The sequence below is a fragment of the Photobacterium sp. SKA34 genome (assembly GCF_000153325.1).
Taxonomy (GTDB): domain Bacteria; phylum Pseudomonadota; class Gammaproteobacteria; order Enterobacterales; family Vibrionaceae; genus Photobacterium.
On sequence record NZ_CH724143.1, the window covers coordinates 697,456 to 720,462 of the forward strand.

15 protein-coding genes and 1 pseudogene are annotated in these 23,007 nt (G+C 40.6%); 8 read left to right on the plus strand and 8 right to left on the minus strand.

From position 1 onward, the window contains the following. Window positions 1–46 precede the first annotated feature (46 nt). Window positions 47–736, minus strand: a complete 690-nt coding sequence (locus SKA34_RS16025; RefSeq protein WP_006646584.1) for an arginyltransferase — start codon at window positions 734–736, stop codon at window positions 47–49. A 3-nt stretch (window positions 737–739) separates the two neighbouring features. Then, entirely contained in the window at window positions 740–1,453 is a 714-nt protein-coding gene (aat, locus tag SKA34_RS16030; RefSeq protein ID WP_006646585.1) for a leucyl/phenylalanyl-tRNA--protein transferase, read from the minus strand. Window positions 1,454–1,565: 112 nt separating this feature from the next. On the opposite strand from aat, the gene SKA34_RS16040 reads away from it, so the two are divergent. Continuing rightward, a protein-coding gene (locus SKA34_RS16040; protein WP_086004105.1) for an IS3 family transposase occupies window positions 1,566–2,743 on the plus strand; the annotation gives its coding sequence in 2 pieces (ribosomal slippage) (window positions 1,566–1,824 and window positions 1,824–2,743; 1,179 coding nt in all). 94 nt (window positions 2,744–2,837) lie between these two features. On the opposite strand, the gene cydC is transcribed toward SKA34_RS16040, so the two are convergent. The 3 genes from cydC to trxB all read right to left on the minus strand — a co-directional run bounded on the left by cydC (window position 2,838) and on the right by trxB (window position 7,392). Next, the gene (gene cydC, locus SKA34_RS16045; RefSeq protein WP_006646586.1) at window positions 2,838–4,559 is read right to left on the minus strand and encodes a cysteine/glutathione ABC transporter ATP-binding protein/permease CydC; all 1,722 of its coding nucleotides are present in this window, start codon (window positions 4,557–4,559) and stop codon (window positions 2,838–2,840) included. Then, window positions 4,552–6,324: a cysteine/glutathione ABC transporter permease/ATP-binding protein CydD gene (gene cydD / locus SKA34_RS16050; protein WP_006646587.1), complete on the minus strand. Its 1,773-nt coding sequence runs from the start codon at window positions 6,322–6,324 to the stop codon at window positions 4,552–4,554. The genes cydC and cydD overlap by 8 nt, the downstream gene beginning before the upstream one ends. Before the next feature lie 117 nt (window positions 6,325–6,441). After that, window positions 6,442–7,392: a thioredoxin-disulfide reductase gene (gene trxB, locus SKA34_RS16055; RefSeq protein WP_006646588.1), complete on the minus strand. Its 951-nt coding sequence runs from the start codon at window positions 7,390–7,392 to the stop codon at window positions 6,442–6,444. Between the two features lie 885 nt (window positions 7,393–8,277). Between trxB and lrp the strand changes: the two genes are divergently transcribed. The 5 genes and pseudogenes from lrp to serS all read left to right on the plus strand — a co-directional run bounded on the left by lrp (window position 8,278) and on the right by serS (window position 15,927). Next, entirely contained in the window at window positions 8,278–8,772 is a 495-nt protein-coding gene (lrp, locus tag SKA34_RS16060; RefSeq protein WP_005368765.1) for a leucine-responsive transcriptional regulator Lrp, read from the plus strand. Window positions 8,773–9,213: 441 nt separating this feature from the next. Continuing rightward, the gene (locus SKA34_RS16065) at window positions 9,214–12,330 is read left to right on the plus strand and encodes a DNA translocase FtsK 4TM domain-containing protein (protein ID WP_006646589.1); all 3,117 of its coding nucleotides are present in this window, start codon (window positions 9,214–9,216) and stop codon (window positions 12,328–12,330) included. Between the two features lie 99 nt (window positions 12,331–12,429). Further along, window positions 12,430–13,046, plus strand: a pseudogene (gene lolA / locus SKA34_RS16070) (outer membrane lipoprotein chaperone LolA). Between the two features lie 89 nt (window positions 13,047–13,135). Then, window positions 13,136–14,491, plus strand: a complete 1,356-nt coding sequence (locus tag SKA34_RS16075; RefSeq protein WP_304412107.1) for a replication-associated recombination protein A — start codon at window positions 13,136–13,138, stop codon at window positions 14,489–14,491. Between the two features lie 128 nt (window positions 14,492–14,619). Next, window positions 14,620–15,927, plus strand: coding sequence for a serine--tRNA ligase (gene serS, locus SKA34_RS16080; RefSeq protein ID WP_006646593.1), 1,308 nt, complete (start codon window positions 14,620–14,622; stop codon window positions 15,925–15,927). 45 nt (window positions 15,928–15,972) lie between these two features. Here the strand turns inward: serS and SKA34_RS16085 are convergent, their stop codons facing one another. The 3 genes from SKA34_RS16085 to metG form a co-directional block, all read right to left on the minus strand. Then, a complete protein-coding gene (locus tag SKA34_RS16085) occupies window positions 15,973–16,827 on the minus strand; it encodes a hypothetical protein (RefSeq protein ID WP_006646594.1) in 855 nt (284 codons plus the stop codon). 189 nt (window positions 16,828–17,016) lie between these two features. After that, window positions 17,017–18,330 carry a dicarboxylate/amino acid:cation symporter gene (locus SKA34_RS16090; RefSeq protein WP_039860661.1) on the minus strand — a complete coding sequence of 438 codons (1,314 nt, stop codon included), beginning with the start codon at window positions 18,328–18,330 and terminating at the stop codon, window positions 17,017–17,019. 436 nt (window positions 18,331–18,766) lie between these two features. Continuing rightward, entirely contained in the window at window positions 18,767–20,812 is a 2,046-nt protein-coding gene (gene metG / locus SKA34_RS16095) for a methionine--tRNA ligase (protein ID WP_006646596.1), read from the minus strand. A gap of 243 nt (window positions 20,813–21,055) precedes the next feature. Here metG and apbC point away from each other — a divergent pair, with 243 nt between their 5' ends. Together apbC and udk are read left to right on the plus strand one after the other, a co-directional pair. Next, a complete protein-coding gene (apbC, locus tag SKA34_RS16100) occupies window positions 21,056–22,147 on the plus strand; it encodes an iron-sulfur cluster carrier protein ApbC (RefSeq protein WP_006646597.1) in 1,092 nt (363 codons plus the stop codon). Window positions 22,148–22,290: 143 nt separating this feature from the next. Then, window positions 22,291–22,935: a uridine kinase gene (udk, locus tag SKA34_RS16105; protein WP_006646598.1), complete on the plus strand. Its 645-nt coding sequence runs from the start codon at window positions 22,291–22,293 to the stop codon at window positions 22,933–22,935. The last annotated feature ends 72 nt before the right edge of the window (window positions 22,936–23,007 follow it).

Consider the following 23,007-nt stretch of genomic DNA (forward strand, 5'->3'; position numbering starts at 1 on the left):
TTTTGTTTGATGTGTTCCGTTTGTATTGCTTTAGATTTAAGCAAACTTATTGCCATATACCATCAATAAGTTTTTGATGAGGAGCAAAACGTGTTTTGTAATTCATAGCCTTACAAGCATCGATTTGAAACCCTGGATATAGCCACTGACGCTTTGATTGACGACAGAACTCTATTTGAAAAAGTACGCATAAGGTTCCGAGTGAAAGAGAATGCTCTGGTTCAAAAAAGCTATACACTGCGCTCAATGCGTCAGGAAATACATCTGTAACTGCAATGGCGATAAGTGTGTCATCTTCATAAACATGCAAAAAGGCGGTTGCCATCCAAGGGGCAGTTACAAATTCAAAAAATTGCTCTTTATTGGCTGGAAACATGGATCCTGTGGAATGACGAATACGAATGTATTTTTCATATAATACAAACCAGCTTTTATCTAGATCTGTTTTAAATTCGAAGCGCAGTTTTCGCATTTGAGCTTGCTGACGCTTTTGACTTCTTGATGGCGTGAATCCTTGGCAATCAATACGTAAAGGTGTGCAGGCTGAGCAAGCAGCACACATAGGTTTATAAATGGCACGGCTACTGCGACGGTAACCTGAGGCTATTAATAAGTCGTAGCCTTCGGGTGATAGCCACTGTGGCTCTATAACTACCCCTAATCGCTCCATTTCATTCGGTAAGTAGCTGCAATTAGATTCTGGTGTTAGACCGATTTGTAGTGATAACTGATTCATTGGTTAGGCCTGTGCAATCGGTAAAACGTGAGAAAGATAGGTTTCAATTGGCAGTATAATATCTCGCTGCTGGTAAAGACGGTCTAAAAATAACGAACGCTCAAAGGTTTCTGCGCCTAAGGATTCAAGGTGTGGGTTCATCATTTGACAATCAATTAATGTACCACCAAGCTCCGAGAAATAACGACAAAACTGCCATAATGCAATTTTAGATGCATTATCTGCCAATGAAAACATCGACTCACCACAAAAAACAGTTCCTATTTCAATACCATAAAAACCGCCTACTAGTTTTCCACTAGACCAAACTTCCACGGAATGACAAATACCTAGGGTATGTAGTCTTTGATAGGCTGAAATCATTTCTTCAGTGATCCAAGTTTGTTCAGGCCCTCGACAACTAGCACAGTGACGAATCACATCATGGCATCCCTTATTAATCGTAACGGTATAGCCTGATTTGCGGAAAAACTTCTTCAAGCTCTTACTTGGCATAAAGGTATGTGGATGAAAAACGCCACGAGGGGTAGGACTCCACCAAAGAAGAGGTTCACCTTCAGAAAACCAAGGGAAAATACCTTCACGATAGGCAGTTTGTAAGCGTTTGGGGCTGAGATCTCCTCCCATTGCCAGTAACCCATTAGGTTCTGATAAGGCGTTTGATGGGTGTGGGAATTGGTAAGTGCTGCTATCGAGCTCTGGTAAATAAATAGTCATACTTTACTGATAGTAGTGGTAAATCTTAAATCATTATATCTGTAGTGGCATAGTGAATTTGGTCACTTAGTTAGAGGTGATATCATCACTTCATACGTTAACAGGTGACACTATGACAAATCGTACAAGACGACTATTCAGCGCAGAATTCAAGCTCGAGGCTTCACAGTTAGTGATTGATCAAAATTACTCAGTGGCAGAAGCCGCCCAAGCCATGAATGTGGGTAAATCCACGATGGATAAATGGGTTCGTCAGCTTAAACAAGAACGACAAGGCAAAACGCCAAAAGCTTCGCCTATGACCCCTGAGCAAATAGAAATTCGGGAATTAAAAAAGAAGTTAGCTCGTCTTGAAGAGCATAATGAAATATTAAAAAAAGCCACGGCTCTGTTGATGTCGGACTCACTGAACAATTCTTGATGATCAAGAAACTCAAGCAGAGCTATAGCGTAAAAACATTATGCGAAGTCTTCAATGTTCATCGAAGTAGTTATAACTATTGGCTAAAGCGTCCAACAGCGATTAGGGCGGAAACAGTCAAACTTCGCAGCTTAGTTAGTGAGGCCCACGCAGCAAGCAACGCCTCTGCGGGAGCGAGGACTATTGCAGATATAGTCACAAATCAGGGTTTAAAACTGAGCCGATACCGAGCAACAAAACTCATGAGAGAGCTTGGTTTAGTCAGTTGCCAACAGCCAAAGCATCGATACAGAAAGGCTTCTCAAGAACATGTTGAGGTTCCAAATCACTTGGGCCGACAGTTTGCTGTTACCGCCCCAAATGAAGTTTGGGTTGGTGATGTTACGTATATTTGGACAGGAAATCGCTGGATGTATTTAGCGGTTGTTATTGATCTTTTTGCCCGCAAAGTGATTGGTTGGTCGATGTCTTTATCACCTGATTCCAGTCTGACAGGCAAAGCTCTTTCAATGGCTTATGAGTCGCGTGGTAAGCCGAAAGGCGTCATGTTCCACAGCGATCAAGGTAGCCACTATACAAGTCGAAAGTACCGTCAATTACTGTGGCGTTTTAAGATAAAACAGAGTTTATCTCGCCGAGGAAATTGCTGGGATAATGCACCAATGGAGCGTTTCTTTAGAAGCTTAAAGACCGAATGGGTGCCAACAGTGGGTTATCGTAGTTTTGCTGAAGCTCAACAAGAGATCATCCGCTACATTATCGGGTATTACTGTCAACTCAGGCCGCATCAATATAATGGCGGCCTAACTCCCAACGAATCAGAACGATTATATTGGGAAAACTCTAAAACCGTGGCCAATTTTAGTTGACCACTACAATCGTAGTTGATAGTGAGATGAGACAGATAATAAAAAGGCGATACACTCAGGTATCGCCTTTATTTAATTTTAGCTCTTACAGTACTTAAATACGATTACACAATTCTGCGTAACGACCATTTTGTGCCAGTAATGCTTGGTGTTTACCGCGTTCGATGATTTCACCTTCATCCATTAAGCAGATTTGATCCATTTGATCGAGTCCAACTAATCGGTGGGTGATAAAGAGTACGGTTTTATCTTTTGCATGTTCGAGTAACAAAGCTAATATTTGTTGCTCAGTTCGGCGATCAAGACCTTCTGTTGGCTCATCCATTAGTAGGATAGGTGCATCATGAAGCAGTGCGCGAGCGATACATAAGCGGCGTCTTTCACCACCAGAGATTTGACGTCCACCTTCACCTAACCAAGTGTCTAACCCTTTATCTTCAAGTAGAGGGGAAAGGCCGACTTGAATTAATGCCTCTGTAAATTCAGCATCAGTGCCGTTGGGTTTTGCTAACACAAGGTTTTCACGTAATGAACCATTAAAGATATCAACACGTTGGCTAACTACTGTGATTGCTTTACGTAGAGCACTTTCACTCCATGTTGGAAGTGGTTTGCCATCAATTGAAATTTGACCTTGCTGAGGATCCCAACTACGCGTGAGCAGTTGAAGTAGGGTTGATTTACCACAACCTGTTCGGCCTAGTAATGCCAGTTTTTCACCTTGTTTTAAGTCTATTGATACATTCTTCACAACAGTCTGAGTGCTACCGTAGTAGGTGTAGCTGACATTTTCAATCTTCAGTTCACCTTGTGCATCACCATGGTAACCGCTTGGATCAAATACCGTATCGGGTGTTGCTTGAATAATTTCATTTAAGCGTTTTGCTGACGTTAAGGTTTGGCCTAGGTACTGGAAAGCACCAGCAACGGGCATCATCATTTCAAAGCTTGCCATCGTTGTAAATGCGACCATAGCAACAAATGGATCTGGCGCATGACCACCAATACCATCAGCAGCAATCCAAAGAATGACTACTAAGGTCCAGCCTGTGGCTGCCATCAACATGCCGTTAGCTAAACCTGTTAAACTCGCCATTTTACGTTGAGCTGCCAGTAGTTGGTCTTGCTCTGCTTCTGCTTGTTGGCGGTAACGAGATTCTGCATTAAACAGCAGGAGCTCTGCATGGCCTTGCAACCAATCTAGAAGTTTTACACGATAGTTCGCTTTTGCAATTGTCAGTTGCTCACCGTTACGTTTACCTAAGCGGTAAAAGACAACAGGTAATATAAACATTAATGATAGTAAGATCCCACCAAGCGTTAAGCCTATCGTTGGATCAAACCATGATAAAAATGCGGTAATCGCAGCAATACCCAGTACGCCAATCACTAAAGGACTAACCAATCTTAGATAGATGTGATCCATCGCATCAACATCAGCAACTAAACGGTTCAGTAAGTCAGCATCACGTAGGTTAGCTTGACGACCAGGGATCAGCGGTGTGAGTTTTCTAAAGAAAAATAAACGTAAATCGGCAAGGAGCTTAAACGTTGCATTGTGGCTAACAACGCGCTCCCCCCAACGACCAGCCGTACGTGCCATAGAAAAACCACGAACACCTGCACCGGGTAACATGTAGTTGAATGTTTCTCTGGCTATGGTTAAACCCGCAACAGCAGAAGCAGCAATAAACCATCCCGATAGGGTTAATAGACTAATAGCGGCAAGAATTGTAGCTAAACCTAAGAGCATACCAAGTGTTAAGCCAAACCAATGCTTACGGTAAAGTTTTAGGTAAGGGATTAAATCACGCATCGAGATCCCTCTTATCTGTATGGCTTAGCATATCTGCCAATAAGCCATGTTGACTAATTTCTACGAACGAACCATTTTGAACAAGTTTGCCATTCTCCATCACAAGAACACGATCCATAGCATGTAATTGATCTAAACGATGGCTAACCATCAATGTGGTGTGTTGAGCAACAGCACGACCTAAACTTTCAAGGACTAAGCGTTCACTGTTAGCATCAAGACTTGCTGTGGGTTCATCTAAAATCCAAAACGCACCTTGTTGTAACATGGCGCGAGCAACAGCAATACGCTGTGCTTGACCTACAGATAAACCACCGGAACGATCCCCCACATGATGTTGATAACCTTTTTCTAAGCGATTAATGAATTCGTCAGCGTAAGCTTCTTTTGCAACTTGAGTCACTTTGGCTTGTTCCGCTAACTGATCACCTAATGTGATGTTTTCATAAATCGTACCGTGAACAAGTAATGGGTTTTGACCAACCCAGCTAATCGCTTGACGCCATTCACTGTGGTTAAGCTCTTTTAATTCAATCCCATTAACTTTGATACTACCGCGGTAGGGAAGGAAGCCCAATAAGGCGTTTAATAAACTGGTTTTACCTGCGCCACTTGGGCCAACCAATGCCACATGCTCATTGGCATTGATATCAAATGTCAGAGGACCTGCAAGCTTTTGACCTTCAGGACTTAGTACTTCTAACTCGGTCACTGATATTTGTATTTTATCTGGCGTTGTTAATGCTTTTGAGCCATCTGTCAATTCGTCTGCTTCAATATTAAGAAACTCAACGATAGATTCTGCAGCACCAATAGCTTGTGCCTTGGCATGATAGAAAGTACCAAGATCACGTAGCGGTTGGTAAAATTCAGGTGCAAGAACCAGAATGAACAAACCAGTAAATAAAGTAATAGGGATACCGTAGTTACCGAAATTTAATTCACCGATAAAAGCAAAACCGAAGTAAACCGCAACAATAGCAACAGAAATAGCAGAGAAGAACTCTAATACTGCTGAAGATAAGAAAGCAAGACGAAGGACTTCCATTGTACGTTTACGAAGCACGTGTGAAGCAGCATTCAGGTTTTCAGCTTCAGCCTCTGCACGATCAAATAAACGCAGGGTAGATAGTCCTTGAAGACGATCGTAAAAGTGGCCCGATAAGCGCTGTAATGCCTTAAAGTTTCGGCGGTTAGCATCTGCAGCACCTAAGCCAACCAGTGCCATGAATAAAGGTACGAGTGGTGCGGTGAATAAGAAAATTAACCCTGCAGCCCAGTTTAGGGGGAAAACGACAAATAAAATGACGACAGGAATAAGAACGGATAGTGACATCTGAGGTAGATAGCGCGCAAAGAAATCTTGCATCTCTTCTACTTGCTCAAGGACAAGACTTGCCCATGTACCAGCAGGTTTTCCTTTAATATAAGCGGGGCCTAAGCTTTGTAAGCGATTAAGAATTAATTGACGTATATGTAAGCGTATTTGTTCGCCACAACGGTAGCCAAAAATTTCTCTTCCCCAACTACATAGAGAACGCAAACCGATAATAACAAATAAACCAATAAATTGATTAATAAGAGAGTATTTATCAGCATGTTCAATAATCAGTTGATGCAGAATACTTGCAAGTAATGCTGCTTGTCCAACAAGCAGTAAACCAGACAAAAAGCCTAATCCAATACTTAGCATAAGCCAGCGTTTTGCTAACTTACTTTGGGATTTAAGCCATTTGGTTAAATCGCGATATAATTGTTTATCCATATAAGGGTTTCATTACGGTATTAACGGTGGGTAGCTCATAGTTAAATGGTGAGCATACATTTAACTATGAGATAAACAAACCGCCACTCATTAAGTCGCGGTTTGGGCGTTTACTGATTATTGGGCGTCAAGGTAGCGTTCAGCATCAAGCGCAGCCATACAACCAGTACCTGCAGAGGTAATTGCTTGGCGGTAGTTATGATCCATAACGTCACCTGCGGCAAAAATACCTTCAATGCTTGTTTGTGTTGCATTACCATTTAAGCCTGACTGCACTTTAATATAGCCATTTTCCATGTCTAATTGACCTTCAAAAATAGCGGTATTTGGCTGGTGGCCAATTGCAATGAACACACCCATAACCTCTAACTCTTCAGTTGCGTTAGAGTGAGTATCTTTTAGGCGAAGACCAGTAACACCCATATCATCACCAAGTACTTCATCTAAAGTGCGATCTGTGTGAAGTATGATATTGCCATTAGCGACTTTATCCATAAGACGATCAATCAGGATTTTTTCTGAGCGGAAAGAATCACGGCGGTGGATAAGGTGAACTTCAGAGGCGATATTTGATAGATAAAGCGCCTCTTCAACAGCAGTATTACCGCCGCCGACAACCGCTACTTTTTGATTGCGGTAAAAGAAACCGTCACAAGTCGCACATGCAGAAACACCACGGCCTTTAAATGCTTCTTCTGATTCTAAGCCAATGTATTTTGCTGAAGCGCCTGTTGAGATAATTAGCGCATTACACGTGTAAGTATTACTTTCGCCTTTTAATAAAAAAGGACGTTGGCTGAAATCAGTTTCAACAATGTAGTCGGTAATAATTTCAGTATTGAATTTTTCTGCGTGTGCTTTCATGCGATCCATTAGCGCAGGACCGGTTAGATCTTCAGCATCTCCAGGCCAGTTTTCAACTTCTGTCGTTGTGGTTAATTGACCACCTTGCTGCATACCAGTGATCATCACAGGGTTTAAGTTTGCACGTGCCGCATATACCGCAGCGGTGTAGCCCGCAGGACCAGAACCAAGGATGAGCAGTTCACAATGTTTTACGTTACTCATTTCTTCTCCAGGCTGAATGAGATTATTGTTATTGAGAATTGATTGTAGGTAAATTGCAGACGTAAAGGAAGAGTCGAATTAAGAATAGGTTATTGCTAATTTGTCGTTATATATGAAAAAAAAGCATTAAGTAAATACAAAGAGGTTAATAAATAAAACGTTACATAGGTCACAAAAAAATACGAAAGAGAATGAATGAGTAAAAAAGATAAAACTGAAAAATCAGATTATATTTTTATCGCGTCATTTTTTTATTATTAATTGTTTTATATTTAATCGCATGAGCTATCTTTAATGTACAAGCTAATGCGTAATATCTTGTTAACATGTTGATTTTTAGTTTTAATTTATCGTTATATATCAGAGTTCAAAGGAAAGAACGTTAACAAAGAAACCTTGATTAGAAAATGGTCGACTATAGATTAGGTTCTTTTATATGGTTAATTATTCATATGATAATGCTCTTTGTTGCAAATAAAATGGAGTCAAAGATACATGTTTTAGGTGTTTTCTACGCGTTTTCGTAGTGATTAATACGAGTTTTACTGCTGTTTTACTTTGACAATCATTTCTTATCTGGTAAAAATTTCTATAACTACATAGCGATGCGCACCTTAAATTATAGGGTGAGCAGATGATAAATATTCAATTTTTAGCGTGCGGCAAAACTGTAGCTGGTAATATTGGGCGAGGAACATGAGTTGGTAGCGGGTCATAAAGCTCAAATTGCCATGAAAATAATGTTAGGCAGTCAATTTGTCTAAGTTACACGTCAATTTATAGGTGATTATTAATTATAAATTTTGACTTGTGGCTTATTTGATTCTAAAAATAGATAAAATGTAGTATATTTTTTTGCAAGGAAGTAAGAAGGTGGAATAAAAAATGGTAGATACCAAAAAGAAACCATCCAAGGAATTGGATCGCATTGACCGTAATATTTTGAATGAACTTCAAAAAGACGGCAGAATTTCAAATGTTGAGCTTTCAAAGCGTGTTGGTTTATCTCCAACACCTTGTCTCGAGCGTGTGCGTCGTTTAGAGCGTCAAGGTTATATCAGTGGTTACACCGCATTGCTTAACCCACAGTTTCTTGATGCTTCATTATTAGTGTTTGTAGAAATTACACTAAATCGTGGTGCGCCAGATGTATTTGAACAGTTCAATAAATCAGTTCAAGAGCTTGAAGATATTCAAGAATGTCATCTTGTATCTGGTGATTTTGACTACTTATTAAAAACACGGGTATCTGATATGTCAGCATACCGTAAGCTTCTTGGTGAAACGTTATTGCGTCTACCGGGTGTAAATGACACGCGTACGTACGTTGTAATGGAAGAAGTTAAACAGTCAAATAATCTAGTGATTAAAACACGATAAGTGTATTGCTGAGTATAAGCAGAATAAATAAACGAGCGGCTATTAAGCCGCTCGTTTTGTTTGTACGATATATTAATTTATTCATAGTGATGGTTAATTGGACAAAAAGTGAATCAAATTGACATAGTGATGAATTTTTTTATCTATCGGGCGTCTAAAATAGTTATCTGATATGAACTATTTGTACCTTATTATCTGGGGCGAGAGAAAAATTTTCACTAAAAGCTTTTTCGGTACACAGACAATGCGCGCATTTAGTATAGAATAGTGGCATTGAGACAATGACATTGTATTTCTTATATTTGGCTAAGCTTTATAGTGTATTTGGCTGTAGAGATTAGTATTATTCGATGAATGTCTTAGATTTCTGGCAAATTTTTGAGTTTTATAGAGACATCGGAGTTATCCTTGAGGAAGATTAAAGGTAAAAAACTGTCCCAGATGCGTTTGTCAGGTACACAACGCATTATTGAAGGTTTTTTAATCATCAGTATTTTAGCTGCTATTTATATTATGGTGGCATTGGTAACATTTAACCCTGCAGATCCATCATGGTCACAAACTGCTTGGGAAGGGGTTGTTCAGAATAAAGCTGGCGCGTTTGGCGCTTTAGTGGCTGATACGTTCTTCTTCAGTTTTGGCTCATTAGCCTATGTTTTTCCAGCCTTAATAGTCTTACTTGGCTATTATTTATTTCGTCGCCGTTCAAAAAGTTTATCTCACGACTATATGGTTTACGGCACTCGTCTTTTAGGCCTTATCTTATTGTTATTAACTAGCTGTGGTCTTGCTGATTTAAACTTTGATGATATTTGGTACTTTTCATCGGGCGGGGTCGTGGGGGATGTTGTTTCAAACATTTCAATGCCATTACTTAATGTGCTAGGTACAACATTAGTATTGATGTTTATTTGGGCAATTGGCTTTACATTGTTCTCGGGTATTTCATGGACATCAATTGTTGATACATTAGGTGAAAAGACACTTGCTTCGTTAACATGGTTTCTAAATAAATTTCGTTCAGATAAACATGAGGTTATGCGACCTTTTGCAACCGAAATTCCTGATGAATCAGAAATGCCTTACATGGCACACTTAGATGACGTTGATGATGAAGACGACCCATTATTATCATCTTATGTTAATAATAATCCATCAGATAATAATGCAAAAGAAGTCGAATCTTCACCTTATAAGATTGTTCGACCTAACTCTGATATGGCACGAGATCCATTGTTAGACATGAGTCAACCAGTCGTAAGTCAGCCAGTGGGACACCCGCAAACTGCTGTTCAACAACCTGTTGTAAGTCAGCCAGTAGGTCAACCGCAAACTGCTGTTCAACAACCTGTTGTAAGTCAGCCTGTGGGCCAACCGCAAACTGCTGTTCAACAACCTGTTGTAAGTCAGTCAGTGGCACAACCACAAGCTGTTGTTCAACAACCAGTTGTAAATCAGCCAGTGGCACAACCACAAGTTGCTGTTCAACAGCCAATTGTTAGTCAGCCAGTAACGCAACCGCAAGCTGCTGTTCAACAACCTGTTGTAAGCCAGCCTGTAGCACAACCACAAGAGATAGTTCAGCAGCCAGCGACTCAGCCTCGTGGCCTTTCGATTGAAGATTTAGAACGTGAACTGGATAGAAATGAAGATTTTACTGTTCCAGTGGATGAGTATACGCAAAGTGCAATTGAAGCAGCTGAATCAGCAGTAACCGCAGCTCCTGATTCTTCCTTGCAGCAAAATGTTTCTGATATAAGTAAAGACGTAGAATCTATCGCTATTCAACAGGCGACACCTGAAGCGTCACAAGCTGTCACTCCACAATCAACAACATCACAGCCAGTTCCTGGAAGTGATATTGAAATTGGCGTACAAGATGGTATGTCTGAACTAGAGCGTGGTGAAGCTGTTGAGTTAACACCAGAGCAAAAAGAAAAAGCGGATCAGGAAGCGTTTTTACAAAACATTCGTGATTTACAAAAAGAACAAGCCCATTTAGCAGGATTAGACAATCCGTTTTTGATGAAAACAGAAGTAGACCTTCCTGTGCCTTCTTCTCCAATGCCGACATTGGATTTATTGCAACCTGCTCGTCGTACTGTTGAGCCAGCCTCTGAAGAAGAGCTGCAAGCGACAGCTGCGTTAATTGAATCTAAGCTAGTTGATTACAAAATTAAAGCACAGGTGAAAGGGATTTATCCTGGGCCTGTTATTACCCGCTTTGAATTAGATTTAGCGCCAGGTGTGAAAGTTAGTCGCATCTCTGGTTTAGCAAAAGACTTGGCTCGCGCGTTGTCTGTTATGGCTGTACGTGTAGTTGAAGCTATTCCGGGTAAACCATATATTGGTTTAGAATTGCCTAATAAAGGTCGAGAAACGGTATACATGTCTGAAGTGGTCGCCAGTGAGCGTTTTCAGAATATGGATGGTCCATTACCGATTGTTTTAGGTAGCGATATCGCTGGTGAAGCTGTTGTGGCTGATCTAAGTAAAATGCCTCACTTACTGGTTGCGGGTACAACGGGATCGGGTAAATCTGTTGGTGTAAACGTAATGATCTTGAGCTTATTATACAAGTGTAGGCCTGAAGATTGTCGCTTTATTATGATCGATCCAAAGATGTTGGAATTATCTATTTATGAAGGTATACCGCATCTACTAACGGAAGTTGTGACTGACATGAAAGATGCAGGTAATGCCCTGCGTTGGTGTGTTGGGGAAATGGAACGTCGTTATAAGCTAATGGCGAAATGTGGTGTACGTAATCTAGCTGGCTTTAACGATAAATTAGAGGAAGCGGCAGCAGCGGGGTTCCCTATTCATGACCCATTATGGCAGCCGGGTGATACCATGGATGAATATCCACCATTACTTGAAAAAATGCCAAGTATTGTGGTGATCATCGATGAATTTGCTGACTTGATGATGGTTGTAGGTAAGAAAGTTGAAGAGCTTATCGCGCGTCTTGCTCAAAAAGCACGTGCGGCAGGTATTCACTTAGTGCTTGCTACTCAGCGTCCGTCTGTGGATGTTATTACAGGCTTAATTAAAGCAAATATTCCAACCCGTATGGCATTTACTGTATCTACCAAAACCGATTCACGTACCATTCTTGATCAAGGTGGCGCTGAATCATTACTTGGTATGGGTGATATGTTGTATTTACCACCAGGTCAAAGCCATACAACACGTGTCCATGGTGCATTTGCATCGGATGATGATGTTCATAACGTAGTAAATGATTGGAAAGCACGCGGTAAACCACAATATATAGATAGTATCCTAAGCTCTGAACAAGGTTCAGAAAGTCTATTACCTGGTGAAACATCAACGGGTGGTGATGATGATATTGACCAACTGTTTGATGAAGTTGCAGCATTTGTTACTGAAACGCGTCGCGCATCAGTATCGGGTGTTCAGCGTCGTTTTAAAATTGGATATAACCGTGCAGCACGTATTGTTGAACAATTAGAAGCGCATGGAATAGTTAGTGCTCCAGGGCATAATTCAAACCGAGAAGTACTCGCGCCTGCGCCAGTACAGACCCACGATTAATGAATAAACTGATACCTTGCTGTCAGTAAATTTATAGCGTAATTTTAACCGCTGCGACATCGTATGTGCGGCGGTTTGTTTTAATAGAGGTTAGCGAATATGATGAAAAAGTTATGGCTAAGAATGTTAGTTGCCGTTCCATTGCTCGCAGTAACAAGTGCGTGGGCTACACCACAACAAGCATTAAGTAGCCGACTTGATAAAGTGAATGCTTTTAGCGCTAACTTTACCCAAAAAGTGATTAGTCCCGACGGTGAAACCTTAGTTGATGGGACTGGCGATTTATCTATTAAACGTCCTAATTTATTTCGCTGGGATACTAAACACCGGATGCAAGCTTGTTAGTCTCAGATGGCAAAACAGTATGGTATTACAGCCCATTCGTTGAACAGGTTACGGCAATGTGGCTAAAAGATGCAACGGAACAAACACCGTTTGTTCTATTAACACGTAATAATGAAAAAGATTGGTCGCGTTATAATGTTAAGCAATTAGCAGATACTTTTACGTTAACGCCGAAAGATAAAACCTCTTCGATGGATGAGTTTATCGTGACAGTATCTAAAGATGGTCAAGTACGTAATTTCTCTGTGGTTGAGAATGACGGGCAACGCAGTAATTACACTCTATCTAAATTTACACGTACTACGCCCGCGGCAGACTTATTTAAGTTTACGCCACCGAAAGGGGTGGAACTGGACGACCAACGTCAATGAATAAAACAATCGATATGATGCTATGAGTTAGCGTTTATGTATTGATAATCTCAATTGTATAGGTGGCTGTTAGCCACCTTTTTCTGTTTATGGGAGTGGTTATTTTGAATAACTTCAGTCTTGATTTTTCTACTGACTTCAGACCGCTAGCCGCAAGAATGCGACCTCGAACAGTAGAAGAATATATCGGTCAGCAACATATTTTGGGACAAGGAAAACCCTTACGTCGAGCCTTAGAAGCCGGACAACTACATTCAATGATTTTGTGGGGGCCCCCGGGAACCGGAAAAACGACATTAGCAGAAGTCGCTGCTCATTATGCCAACGCTGAAGTAGAGCGTGTGTCTGCTGTAACATCAGGTATTAAAGATATTCGAGCTGCGATTGATAAGGCTCGTGACAATAAAATGGCAGGTCGTCGCACTATTTTATTTGTTGATGAGGTGCATCGTTTTAATAAAAGTCAGCAAGATGCATTTTTGCCGCATATTGAAGATGGTACTGTGACGTTTATCGGTGCAACTACGGAAAACCCATCGTTTGAGCTTAATAATGCATTACTCTCTCGATCTCGAGTTTATAAGTTAAAGTCACTCGAGGATGATGAGATCTTACAAGTGATTGAACAAGCTTTAATGGATAAAGAGCGAGGTGTAACAGAAACGAATTTACACTTTGCGGATGATATTAAAGATAAATTAGCTGAGTTTGTTCGTGGTGATGCCCGAATGTCTTTAAATTATCTTGAGCAGTTAATTGATATGTCTGAAGAAGATGAAAAAGGCATTAAACAAATAACGGTTGAATTATTGGCGGAAGTCACAGGCGAAAAGGTTGCGCGCTTTGATAACAAAGGTGATCTTTGGTACGACATGATCTCGGCAGTACATAAATCAATTCGAGGTTCTAATCCTGATGGTGCTTTGTATTGGTTTGCACGTATGCTCCAAGCTGGCTGTGATCCGCTATATGTTGCTCGTCGTCTACTGGCTATCGCTTCAGAAGATATCGGTAATGCTGATCCTCGTGCGATGCAAGTCGCGGTTTCTGCATGGGATTGTTATACCCGAGTTGGCGCCTATGAAGGTGAACGAGCTATAGCACAAGCGATTGTGTACTTAGCTTGTGCTGCGAAAAGTAATGCGGTTTACGTCGCGTTTAATCTTGCTAAAGCTGATGCTCGTGAATTTCCCGATTTTGAAGTCCCTCATCATTTACGTAATGCGCCGACCAAGTTAATGAAAGAATTAGGTTATGGTGAAGGGTATCGTTACGCTCATGATGAAGCGGGGGCTTATGCGGCAGGTGAAGTGTATCTACCGCGTGAAATCCGTGATCGGGTTTATTACCAACCATCAAACCGTGGTTTAGAAATGAAAATATCCGAAAAGTTGGATTATCTTGCTTCATTAGATGCAAAAAGCCCGTTAAAGCGCTACCAATAATAAGGCTTTTTGGGTATCGTTAAACGACTGGCAGTTCGATGAAAGAACTGCCTTCCTAATAACAGACTATTTTGATAAAAATCGTCTATATAACGTGCATTTCAGAATATTAAGAGCACAGGATTAGCATGCTAGATTCTAAATTACTTCGAACAGAGCTGGATGAAACAGCTGAAAAACTCGCGCGTCGTGGTTTTAACCTTGATGTAGAAACTTTACGTAACCTTGAAGAGAAGCGTAAATCCCTTCAAGTGAAGACAGAAGAGCTTCAAGCTCAACGTAACTCGCGATCGAAGTCGATTGGTCAGGCAAAAGCGAAAGGTGATCACGAAGAAGCCGAGCGTATTATGGCTGAAGTGGGTAACTTAGGTTCTGAGCTTGATGACGCGAAAAAAGCGTTAGCTGAGTTACAAGCAGAACTTGATGTTATTACACAATCTGTACCAAACATCCCAGATGATTCTGTACCTGCTGGTAAAGATGAGTCTGAAAACGTAGAAATTTCTCGTTGGGGTGAGCCAAAAGCTTATGACTTCGATGTGAAAGATCACGTAGATCTTGGTGAAATGGCGGGTGGTCTTGATTTTGCGAGTGCTGTAAAAATTACCGGCGCACGCTTTATCGTTATGAAAGGTCGATTTGCGCGCTTACACCGTGCAATTGCACAGTTTATGCTTGATCTTCATACAGAAGAGCACGGCTACACAGAAATGTATGTACCGTACCTAGTAAATGCAGACAGCTTATTTGGCACAGGTCAGCTTCCGAAGTTCGGTGAAGACTTGTTCCATACACAGCCTTTGACTGAAAAAGTCAATGATGAAGAGCCTCGCGTTCTATCATTGATCCCAACAGCTGAAGTGCCTGTAACAAACATGATGCGTGATACCATCACTGATGAAGCGGATCTTCCTGTTAAGATGACTGCACATACACCATGTTTCCGTTCTGAAGCTGGCTCTTACGGTCGTGATACTCGTGGTCTTATTCGTATGCACCAGTTCGATAAAGTTGAGCTTGTACAAATTACGAAACCTGAAGATTCAATGGCTGCACTAGAAGAGTTAACAGGTCACGCTGAGAAAGTACTACAGCTTCTAGAGCTTCCATACCGTAAAGTGGTTCTTTGTACTGGCGATATGGGCTTTGGCGCATGTAAAACATACGATCTTGAAGTATGGGTTCCTGCTCAAGAAACGTACCGTGAAATTTCTTCTTGTTCAAACATGTGGGATTTCCAAGCTCGTCGTATGCAGGCACGTTTCCGTCGTAAAGGTGAGAAGAAGCCTGAGCTTCTACATACATTAAACGGTTCTGGTCTTGCAGTTGGTCGTACAATGGTTGCTATTTTAGAAAATAATCAGCAGTCTGACGGTCGTATCGAGATCCCTGAAGTACTACGTAAGTACATGAACGGTATGACACACATTGGTTAATCACTGATTTGTCGTTTGAAAACCCAGCCATCATGCTGGGTTTTTTTATGTCTGCTTGTTGTGATCAAAATTAATAGCACATGTCGTTATGTCTGGGACTGTTATTGCAAGATCGTCAGCAATATCATTAATAATAAGATCGAAGAACTGGAAAATAGTGTCTGATATCTGAATAGAATAAAGGTAAAGCTCCTCTTTAAGTTTATTTTCATCTTGGCTATGAAATTGTATTTCTTGAAATGTTTGCATGAGCTTTTCAATAGGCCAAATAGGTGGTGTTTGCTGGCTTATCATCGATATCTGTCCAAGTCTTCGTTGGATCATCTTTACATGCATTTCTAACTCTCGCGCATAGCTTTTATTTTCTAAAGGGTGGTGTTCAATCGTCCAGCGGAATCTATTTAAACTATCTAGTGCATTTAATGTAACAGGCCAAGCTGTTTGATAATGTTCGAAAGTGGTGTCTTTTTCAGCCGTAAGCAAGCTTGAACTAATGACATCATCAATAAGATACATAATGTGTCGAATAATTCTGCCATGTACGGCTTGACTGCGTTGTAAAGAGTAGTGAGGACAATCTGTAAATAAACGTTGTATTTCTTGTCTTAAGATCCGAAACATCGGTTTGTGATTGGTATTAGCTTTATGAATTAATATCGAGAGTGTTTGTTTTAAGGCATGCCTTTTATTCTTAACCGATTCATGGTTCTTATTATTTGTTTTATTACTCACAATATCTTGATGGTAATGGCGGCGATGATAGCGAATAAATTGTATCAGTTGCCTGAGCTGCATTATTTGATCAAATTGCAGTTGTAATTGGGTGTTATTTTTCTTTGTTTTCCAAGTGATATATCCAATAGTTAATAGTGAAATAATGAAAACTATGATTAACCACATAACTAGCCCTTTAATTGCTCTTATTCTTTTAGTGAGTAAGCAATCGTTATGCCGTTAATATTGATCTATCAAAACAGTGGGTTAGGTGGTTTTAGCTTGTGCTTTATGAGCTAGCTTGGTTCAAGTGCACCAAAATAGTGAAATAAAAAAGGCGCCATGAAGGCGCCTTATGCAATGAAAATAGCTGAGTTATGAGCTTTGCTTTAGAGGATGAAATTTAACTTCTTCATCTTTGGCTCCAGCTTTAGGATCATTGAAGCGTTCAATATCAAGCTCATTTTCACTCTTAGCGACAATACATGTCACTACAGAGTCACCCGTAATGTTGACAGCGGTACGGATCATATCAAGTAGGCGGTCAACACCCATGATGATTGCAATACCTTCAACTGGAAGACCTACTTGGTTTAGTACCATAGCCAGCATGATTAAGCCGACACCAGGAACACCAGCAGTACCAACAGAAGCAAGTGTTGCAGTTACAATGACAGCAATGTAGTCACCCATGCTTAGGTCAATGTTGAACGCTTGAGCAATAAATACTGTCGCGACACCTTGCATGATAGCCGTGCCATCCATATTAATGGTTGCACCTAGTGGTACTGTAAATGAAGCGATCTTGTTATTGACACCAAGACGTTTGGTTGCTGTTTCCATGGTAACAGGAATCGTTGCATTTGATGATGCAGTCGAGAAAGCAAACATCACCGCATCTTCCATTTTCTTTAGGAAAGTCATAGGGCTTAGACCGGTAAAGATCTTTAGCATCGCACTGTATGTTACTAAACCGTGGATCAGTAGAGCTGCAACAAGTACTAAGAAGTAGTTAATCAGATTAAAGATTGCATCTAGACCTAATCCTGTAAATAGCTTAGCCATTAGGAAGAACACACCGAATGGTGCAATGTTCATTAGTAACGCTACAAGCTTCATGATCACTTCATTAAGATCTTTGAATACTTCAGCAATACGTTCACCAGGTTTACCCGCAGCACTAATTGCGATACCGAATAATACGGCAAAGACAATAATTTGTAGAGTATTACCATTTGCCATAGAACTTATTGGGTTAGTTGGGAACATACCCACAATAACGCTACCTAGCGTTGGTGCTTCTTTTGCGGCAAATGTTGTTGCTGCGCTTAAATCTGCACCAGCACCTGGTTGGAAAACATTGGCAAGGAAAAGTGCTAGGGTAATGGCCATTGCAGTCGTTGCAAGATAGAACAAGACTGTTTTACCACCAAGGCGACCTAATGTTGCGATATCTTTTAATGAGCTAGTACCACAAACCAGTGATACAAAAACGAGAGGTACTACAAGCATCTTTAAGCTGGCAATGAAAATTTTGCCACCCACATCAAACAAACCGTTAACGATGTATTCGTGGATAAAAGTGATATCAGCTAAAAAGGTGCGAATTAAAAATCCTGTTAGAATACCCAGTACCATACCGAGGATCACTCGGGAGGTGAGGGACATTTTTTTCTTTGTCGTTGACATTGAATTTTCCTTATAATTATTCACTCTGTCCATCTGTATATCAGAGCCACAAAGAGACTATCAGGACTTCAATGTTTCAACCAAAGCAAAAATAAGATCAAATATTAACTATATGGCTCAAGTCACGTTTTTTATATTTTTTTAAAGTTTGAAAGAAGTAATATTAACTATGTTTTAACATTTAAATGGTTTTTATCTCGAATTAGTCACGATTTTATCTTATATATAACTCTACCTAATAGACGTTGTTAACTCTCATTCTGTAAGAGAATAGTACTATTTCAGAGTATTCAGCTATTTTACTAATGATTAATTTATAAAGTAAAAATATTTTACCAGTGATAGATTGAATATATATTCTTTATATTTGAATTTAAATCCAAAGATAATAAAAAAGGGCACATGCTGTGCCCTTTCTATATACGAGAAGTGTAAATTACATTACGCGCATACCTGGCTGTGCACCTTCATGTGGCTCTAAGATCCAAAGATCTTTACCACCAGGACCCGCAGCTAGGATCATGCCTTCAGACATGCCGAACTTCATTTTGCGAGGCTTTAGGTTAGCAACCATAACTGTCATTTTGCCAACTAACTCTTCTGGTGTGTAAGCTGACTTAATACCTGAGAATACTTGGCGCATTTCACCGCCAATATCTAATTGGAATTTAAGCAGTTTGTTCGCTTTTGGCACTTCTTCACAAGATACAATCTTAGCGATACGCATATCAACTTTAGCAAAATCGTCAAATTCGATTTCAGCTTCAATTGGCTCATCAGCTAAAGGGCTTGCTGGTTTTGCAGCGGCTTCAGCTGCCGCTTTATCTGCTGCTGCTTCTTCTTTCGATGATTCAACCATAGCTGCAACGTGTGCAGGATCGATACGATTAAATAGTGCTTTAAACTTCGTTACTTCGTGAGCAGTTAACGGTTGTTCAATGGTTTCCCAAGTAAGTGTTTCGTTTAGGAATGCTTCACTACGCTCAGTCAGCTTTGGCATGACGGGTATCAGGTAAGCCATTAGCACGCGGAATAGGTTGATACCCACAGTACAAATATCTTGTAACTCTTGGTCTTTACCTTCTTGCTTCGCTACAACCCAAGGTGCTTTTTCATCAACATATTGGTTTGCTTTATCAGCAAGTGCTGTGATTTCACGAATTGCGCGACCGTATTCACGGCTTTCGTATAGCTCACCGATACGATCGGCGGCTGCAACGAATTCTGCATATAGCTCAGGTTCGACGAAATTATCAGATAACTTGCCATCGAAACGTTTAGCGATGAAGCCTGCATTTCGAGATGCAAGGTTAACAATTTTGTTTACTACGTCACTGTTAACACGTTGTGTGAAGTCTTCTAGGTTCAAATCTAGATCGTCAATACGGCTGTTTAGTTTGGCAGCGTAGTAGTAACGTAGACATTCAGGGTCTAAGTGCTTCAAGTAAGTACTTGCTTTAATGAAAGTACCTTTAGACTTAGACATTTTCGCGCCATTTACTGTTACATAACCGTGTACGAATACATTGTTTGGCTTACGGAAACCCGCACCATCTAGCATTGCAGGCCAGAATAGGCTGTGGAAGTAAACAATGTCTTTACCGATGAAGTGGTATAGCTCTGTTGAGCTATCTTTATTCCAGAACTCATCGAAGTTTAGATCGTCACGCTTGTCACATAAGTTTTTAAATGACCCCATGTAGCCAATTGGTGCGTCTAGCCATACATAGAAGTATTTGCCTGTCTCACCTGGAATTTCAAAGCCGAAGTAAGGAGCATCTCGAGAGATATCCCATTGTTGAAGGCCTGACTCGAACCACTCTTGCATCTTGTTAGATGTTTCTTCTTGAAGTGCACCAGACTTAGTCCATTCTTTTAACATGCTTTCAAATTGAGGCAGGTCGAAGAAGAAGTGCTCAGAATCTTTCATGACTGGTGTTGCACCAGAAACGGCTGATTTTGGATTGATTAAATCTGTTGGGCTGTATGTTTCACCACAGTTATCACAGTTATCACCGTATTGGTCTTCAGCTTTACACTTAGGGCATGTACCTTTTACGAAACGATCAGGTAGGAACATTTCTTTCTCAGGATCAAAAAGCTGAGAAATAGTACGGCTAGTAATAAAGCGATTGTCTTTAAGCTGGGTATATACAAAAGATGCTAACTCACGGTTTTCTGGTGAGTGTGTACTGTGGTAGTTGCTAAAATCAATATCAAAGCCAGCAAAATCAGTTTGGTGCTCTTTGCTCACTTCGGCAATCATTTGCTCAGGTTCCATACCCATCTGCTGGGCCTTAAGCATGATTGGAGTTCCGTGTGCATCGTCAGCACAAATGAAATGAACTTCGTTGCCACGTAGGCGCTGATAGCGAACCCAAATATCCGCTTGTACATGCTCAAGCATGTGACCTAAGTGGATAGAACCGTTAGCATACGGTAGGGCACAGGTAACAAGAATTTTTCTTGGATTGGCAGCCATAATTACTTATTTCGCTCATGATGGGTAAAAAACGTAGCTGTAAATACTACCTGATGGTTGCCGTTATTCCTAGCATCAGATACGGTTTTATCTACTTAAAAGCTTGTGAAATCGGGCAGTTTTCATGCTTTGGTGGTAGCATTAGGCAAAACAGGTAAAATTAGCGCAGCAGCAAGTTCTTAAATGACTAATTAAAGGTAACTTGTTGCTCGTACGATAATAGATTATGTGGAGTGTTAACTTATGACTAACGATGTGACTCATCGTTTTCAGAATGTTGCTGATATATGCCAATGGCTAAATCACTTTGAGCATTCTCTTTTGAATTCAGGGTGGGCGGATATGCCCAATGTTGTTTCTATCTCTGCAGATGGTTTAATTACCATCACGATTCCTTTTGCTGCGGCTACATTGGTTAATGAGCTCGAAGAGTGGATTGGCGGCGAGCACCATAATGGTGTTATTCCTTCAAATATTACCTTTAATGTACGCGCAAAAGTGGCTACCTTGGCTGTTGAGAATAAGCAACCATTACGCGGTGTGAAAAACATAATTGTTGTGAGTTCGGCGAAAGGTGGGGTTGGTAAATCAACAACATCAGTTAATTTAGCTTTAGGTCTTCAGCAACAAGGGGCTAAAGTTGGATTACTTGATGCGGATATTTATGGTCCATCTGTCCCTATGATGTTAGGCACCATGGATCAAAAGCCACAATCTCCTGATGGTAAAATGATGCTGCCAATTGAATCATGTGGGCTTTATACCAATTCAGTGGGTTATCTTGTACCAGCTGAAAGTGCAACTATTTGGCGAGGTCCTATGGCGTCAAAAGCGTTAGCACAAATTATCAATGAGACATGGTGGCCTGATCTTGATTACCTTGTGATTGATATGCCACCAGGTACAGGTGATATCCAACTGACGTTATCACAACAAATACCAGTAACTGGGGCGTTAGTTGTAACGACACCACAAGATCTAGCCCTAGCTGATGCTATTAAAGGTATCAGTATGTTCAATAAAGTGGATGTGCCGGTACTGGGTATTGTTGAGAATATGAGTTACCACGTTTGCAGTAACTGTGGTCATCATGAGCATATTTTCGGTACCGGCGGTGCAGCGAAAATGGCGCAAGAATATTCAGTGCCATTATTAGCGCAGTTACCACTTGATATTAAGGTACGTCAAGATATTGATAACGGTAAACCAACTGTGGCAGTATCTCCTAACTCTGAGCAAGCGATGGCTTACATTGAATTAGCCGCGACTGTTGCGAGTCGTTTGTACTGGCAAGGCGAAACGGCGTTAGAGCAGATTACAATTCGTACTATGTAACAAAAATATGAGACGGCCTTTGTCCGTTTTCTATTCAAACGTGTCAGATGTCTCGTTTTTATTGGCATCTGACATAACAACTGCTTATAATTAGGCGGTTTAATTATTTATCTCGCCACGTGGTCTAACAGGTGCCTTCTGATATGTCTGAAAATTTACACCAATGCGTTATTATTGGTATTGCAGGTGCTTCTGCATCCGGTAAAAGTCTGATTGCCAGTACTGTATATAAAGAGCTAAAAGAAAAAGTAGGCGATCATCAGATCGGTGTTATTACGGAAGATTGTTACTATAACGATCAAAGTCACCTGACCATGGATGAGCGGGTCAAAACTAACTATGATCACCCGAATGCGCTTGATCATGATTTACTTTGTGATCATCTAGAGCAGTTAATCAAAGGTGAAGCAGTAGAAGTTCCACAGTACAGTTACAGTGAACATACACGTATGAAAGAGACGACTTTATTAACACCTAAAAAGGTGATTATTTTAGAGGGTATTCTTTTACTTACTGATCCGAGACTACGCGATATTATGCATGCAAGTGTATTTATGGATACGCCTCTTGATATCTGTCTACTTCGTCGTTTACAACGTGATGTTGCAGAGCGTGGTCGTACAATGGAATCTGTGCTTGTTCAGTATCAAAAGACGGTGCGTCCTATGTTCATGCAATTTATTGAACCGTCAAAACAATATGCTGATATCATTGTTCCACGTGGTGGTAAGAACCGTATAGCTATCGACGTACTTAAAGCACATATAGCGAAGTTGTTACGTTCTTAATTTTTTATAAGGCTGGCTTTTGCCAGCCTTATTTTTATCTTTCGGGAAACCCTGTTAAGATTTGCCTACACT

Bases quoted from the DNA above. Each gene is read 5' to 3' on its own strand.
- SKA34_RS16025 (WP_006646584.1), bottom strand. From the start codon at position 736: ATGAATCAGTTATCACTACAAATCGGTCTAACACCAGAATCTAATTGC.
- aat (WP_006646585.1), bottom strand. From the start codon at position 1,453: ATGACTATTTATTTACCAGAGCTCGATAGCAGCACTTACCAATTCCCA.
- cydC (WP_006646586.1), bottom strand. From the start codon at position 4,559: ATGCGTGATTTAATCCCTTACCTAAAACTTTACCGTAAGCATTGGTTT.
- cydD (WP_006646587.1), bottom strand. From the start codon at position 6,324: ATGGATAAACAATTATATCGCGATTTAACCAAATGGCTTAAATCCCAA.
- trxB (WP_006646588.1), bottom strand. From the start codon at position 7,392: ATGAGTAACGTAAAACATTGTGAACTGCTCATCCTTGGTTCTGGTCCT.
- lrp (WP_005368765.1), top strand. From the start codon at position 8,278: ATGGTAGATACCAAAAAGAAACCATCCAAGGAATTGGATCGCATTGAC.
- SKA34_RS16065 (WP_006646589.1), top strand. From the start codon at position 9,214: ATGCGTTTGTCAGGTACACAACGCATTATTGAAGGTTTTTTAATCATC.
- SKA34_RS16075 (WP_304412107.1), top strand. From the start codon at position 13,136: ATGGGAGTGGTTATTTTGAATAACTTCAGTCTTGATTTTTCTACTGAC.
- serS (WP_006646593.1), top strand. From the start codon at position 14,620: ATGCTAGATTCTAAATTACTTCGAACAGAGCTGGATGAAACAGCTGAA.
- SKA34_RS16085 (WP_006646594.1), bottom strand. From the start codon at position 16,827: ATGTGGTTAATCATAGTTTTCATTATTTCACTATTAACTATTGGATAT.
- SKA34_RS16090 (WP_039860661.1), bottom strand. From the start codon at position 18,330: ATGTCAACGACAAAGAAAAAAATGTCCCTCACCTCCCGAGTGATCCTC.
- metG (WP_006646596.1), bottom strand. From the start codon at position 20,812: ATGGCTGCCAATCCAAGAAAAATTCTTGTTACCTGTGCCCTACCGTAT.
- apbC (WP_006646597.1), top strand. From the start codon at position 21,056: ATGACTAACGATGTGACTCATCGTTTTCAGAATGTTGCTGATATATGC.
- udk (WP_006646598.1), top strand. From the start codon at position 22,291: ATGTCTGAAAATTTACACCAATGCGTTATTATTGGTATTGCAGGTGCT.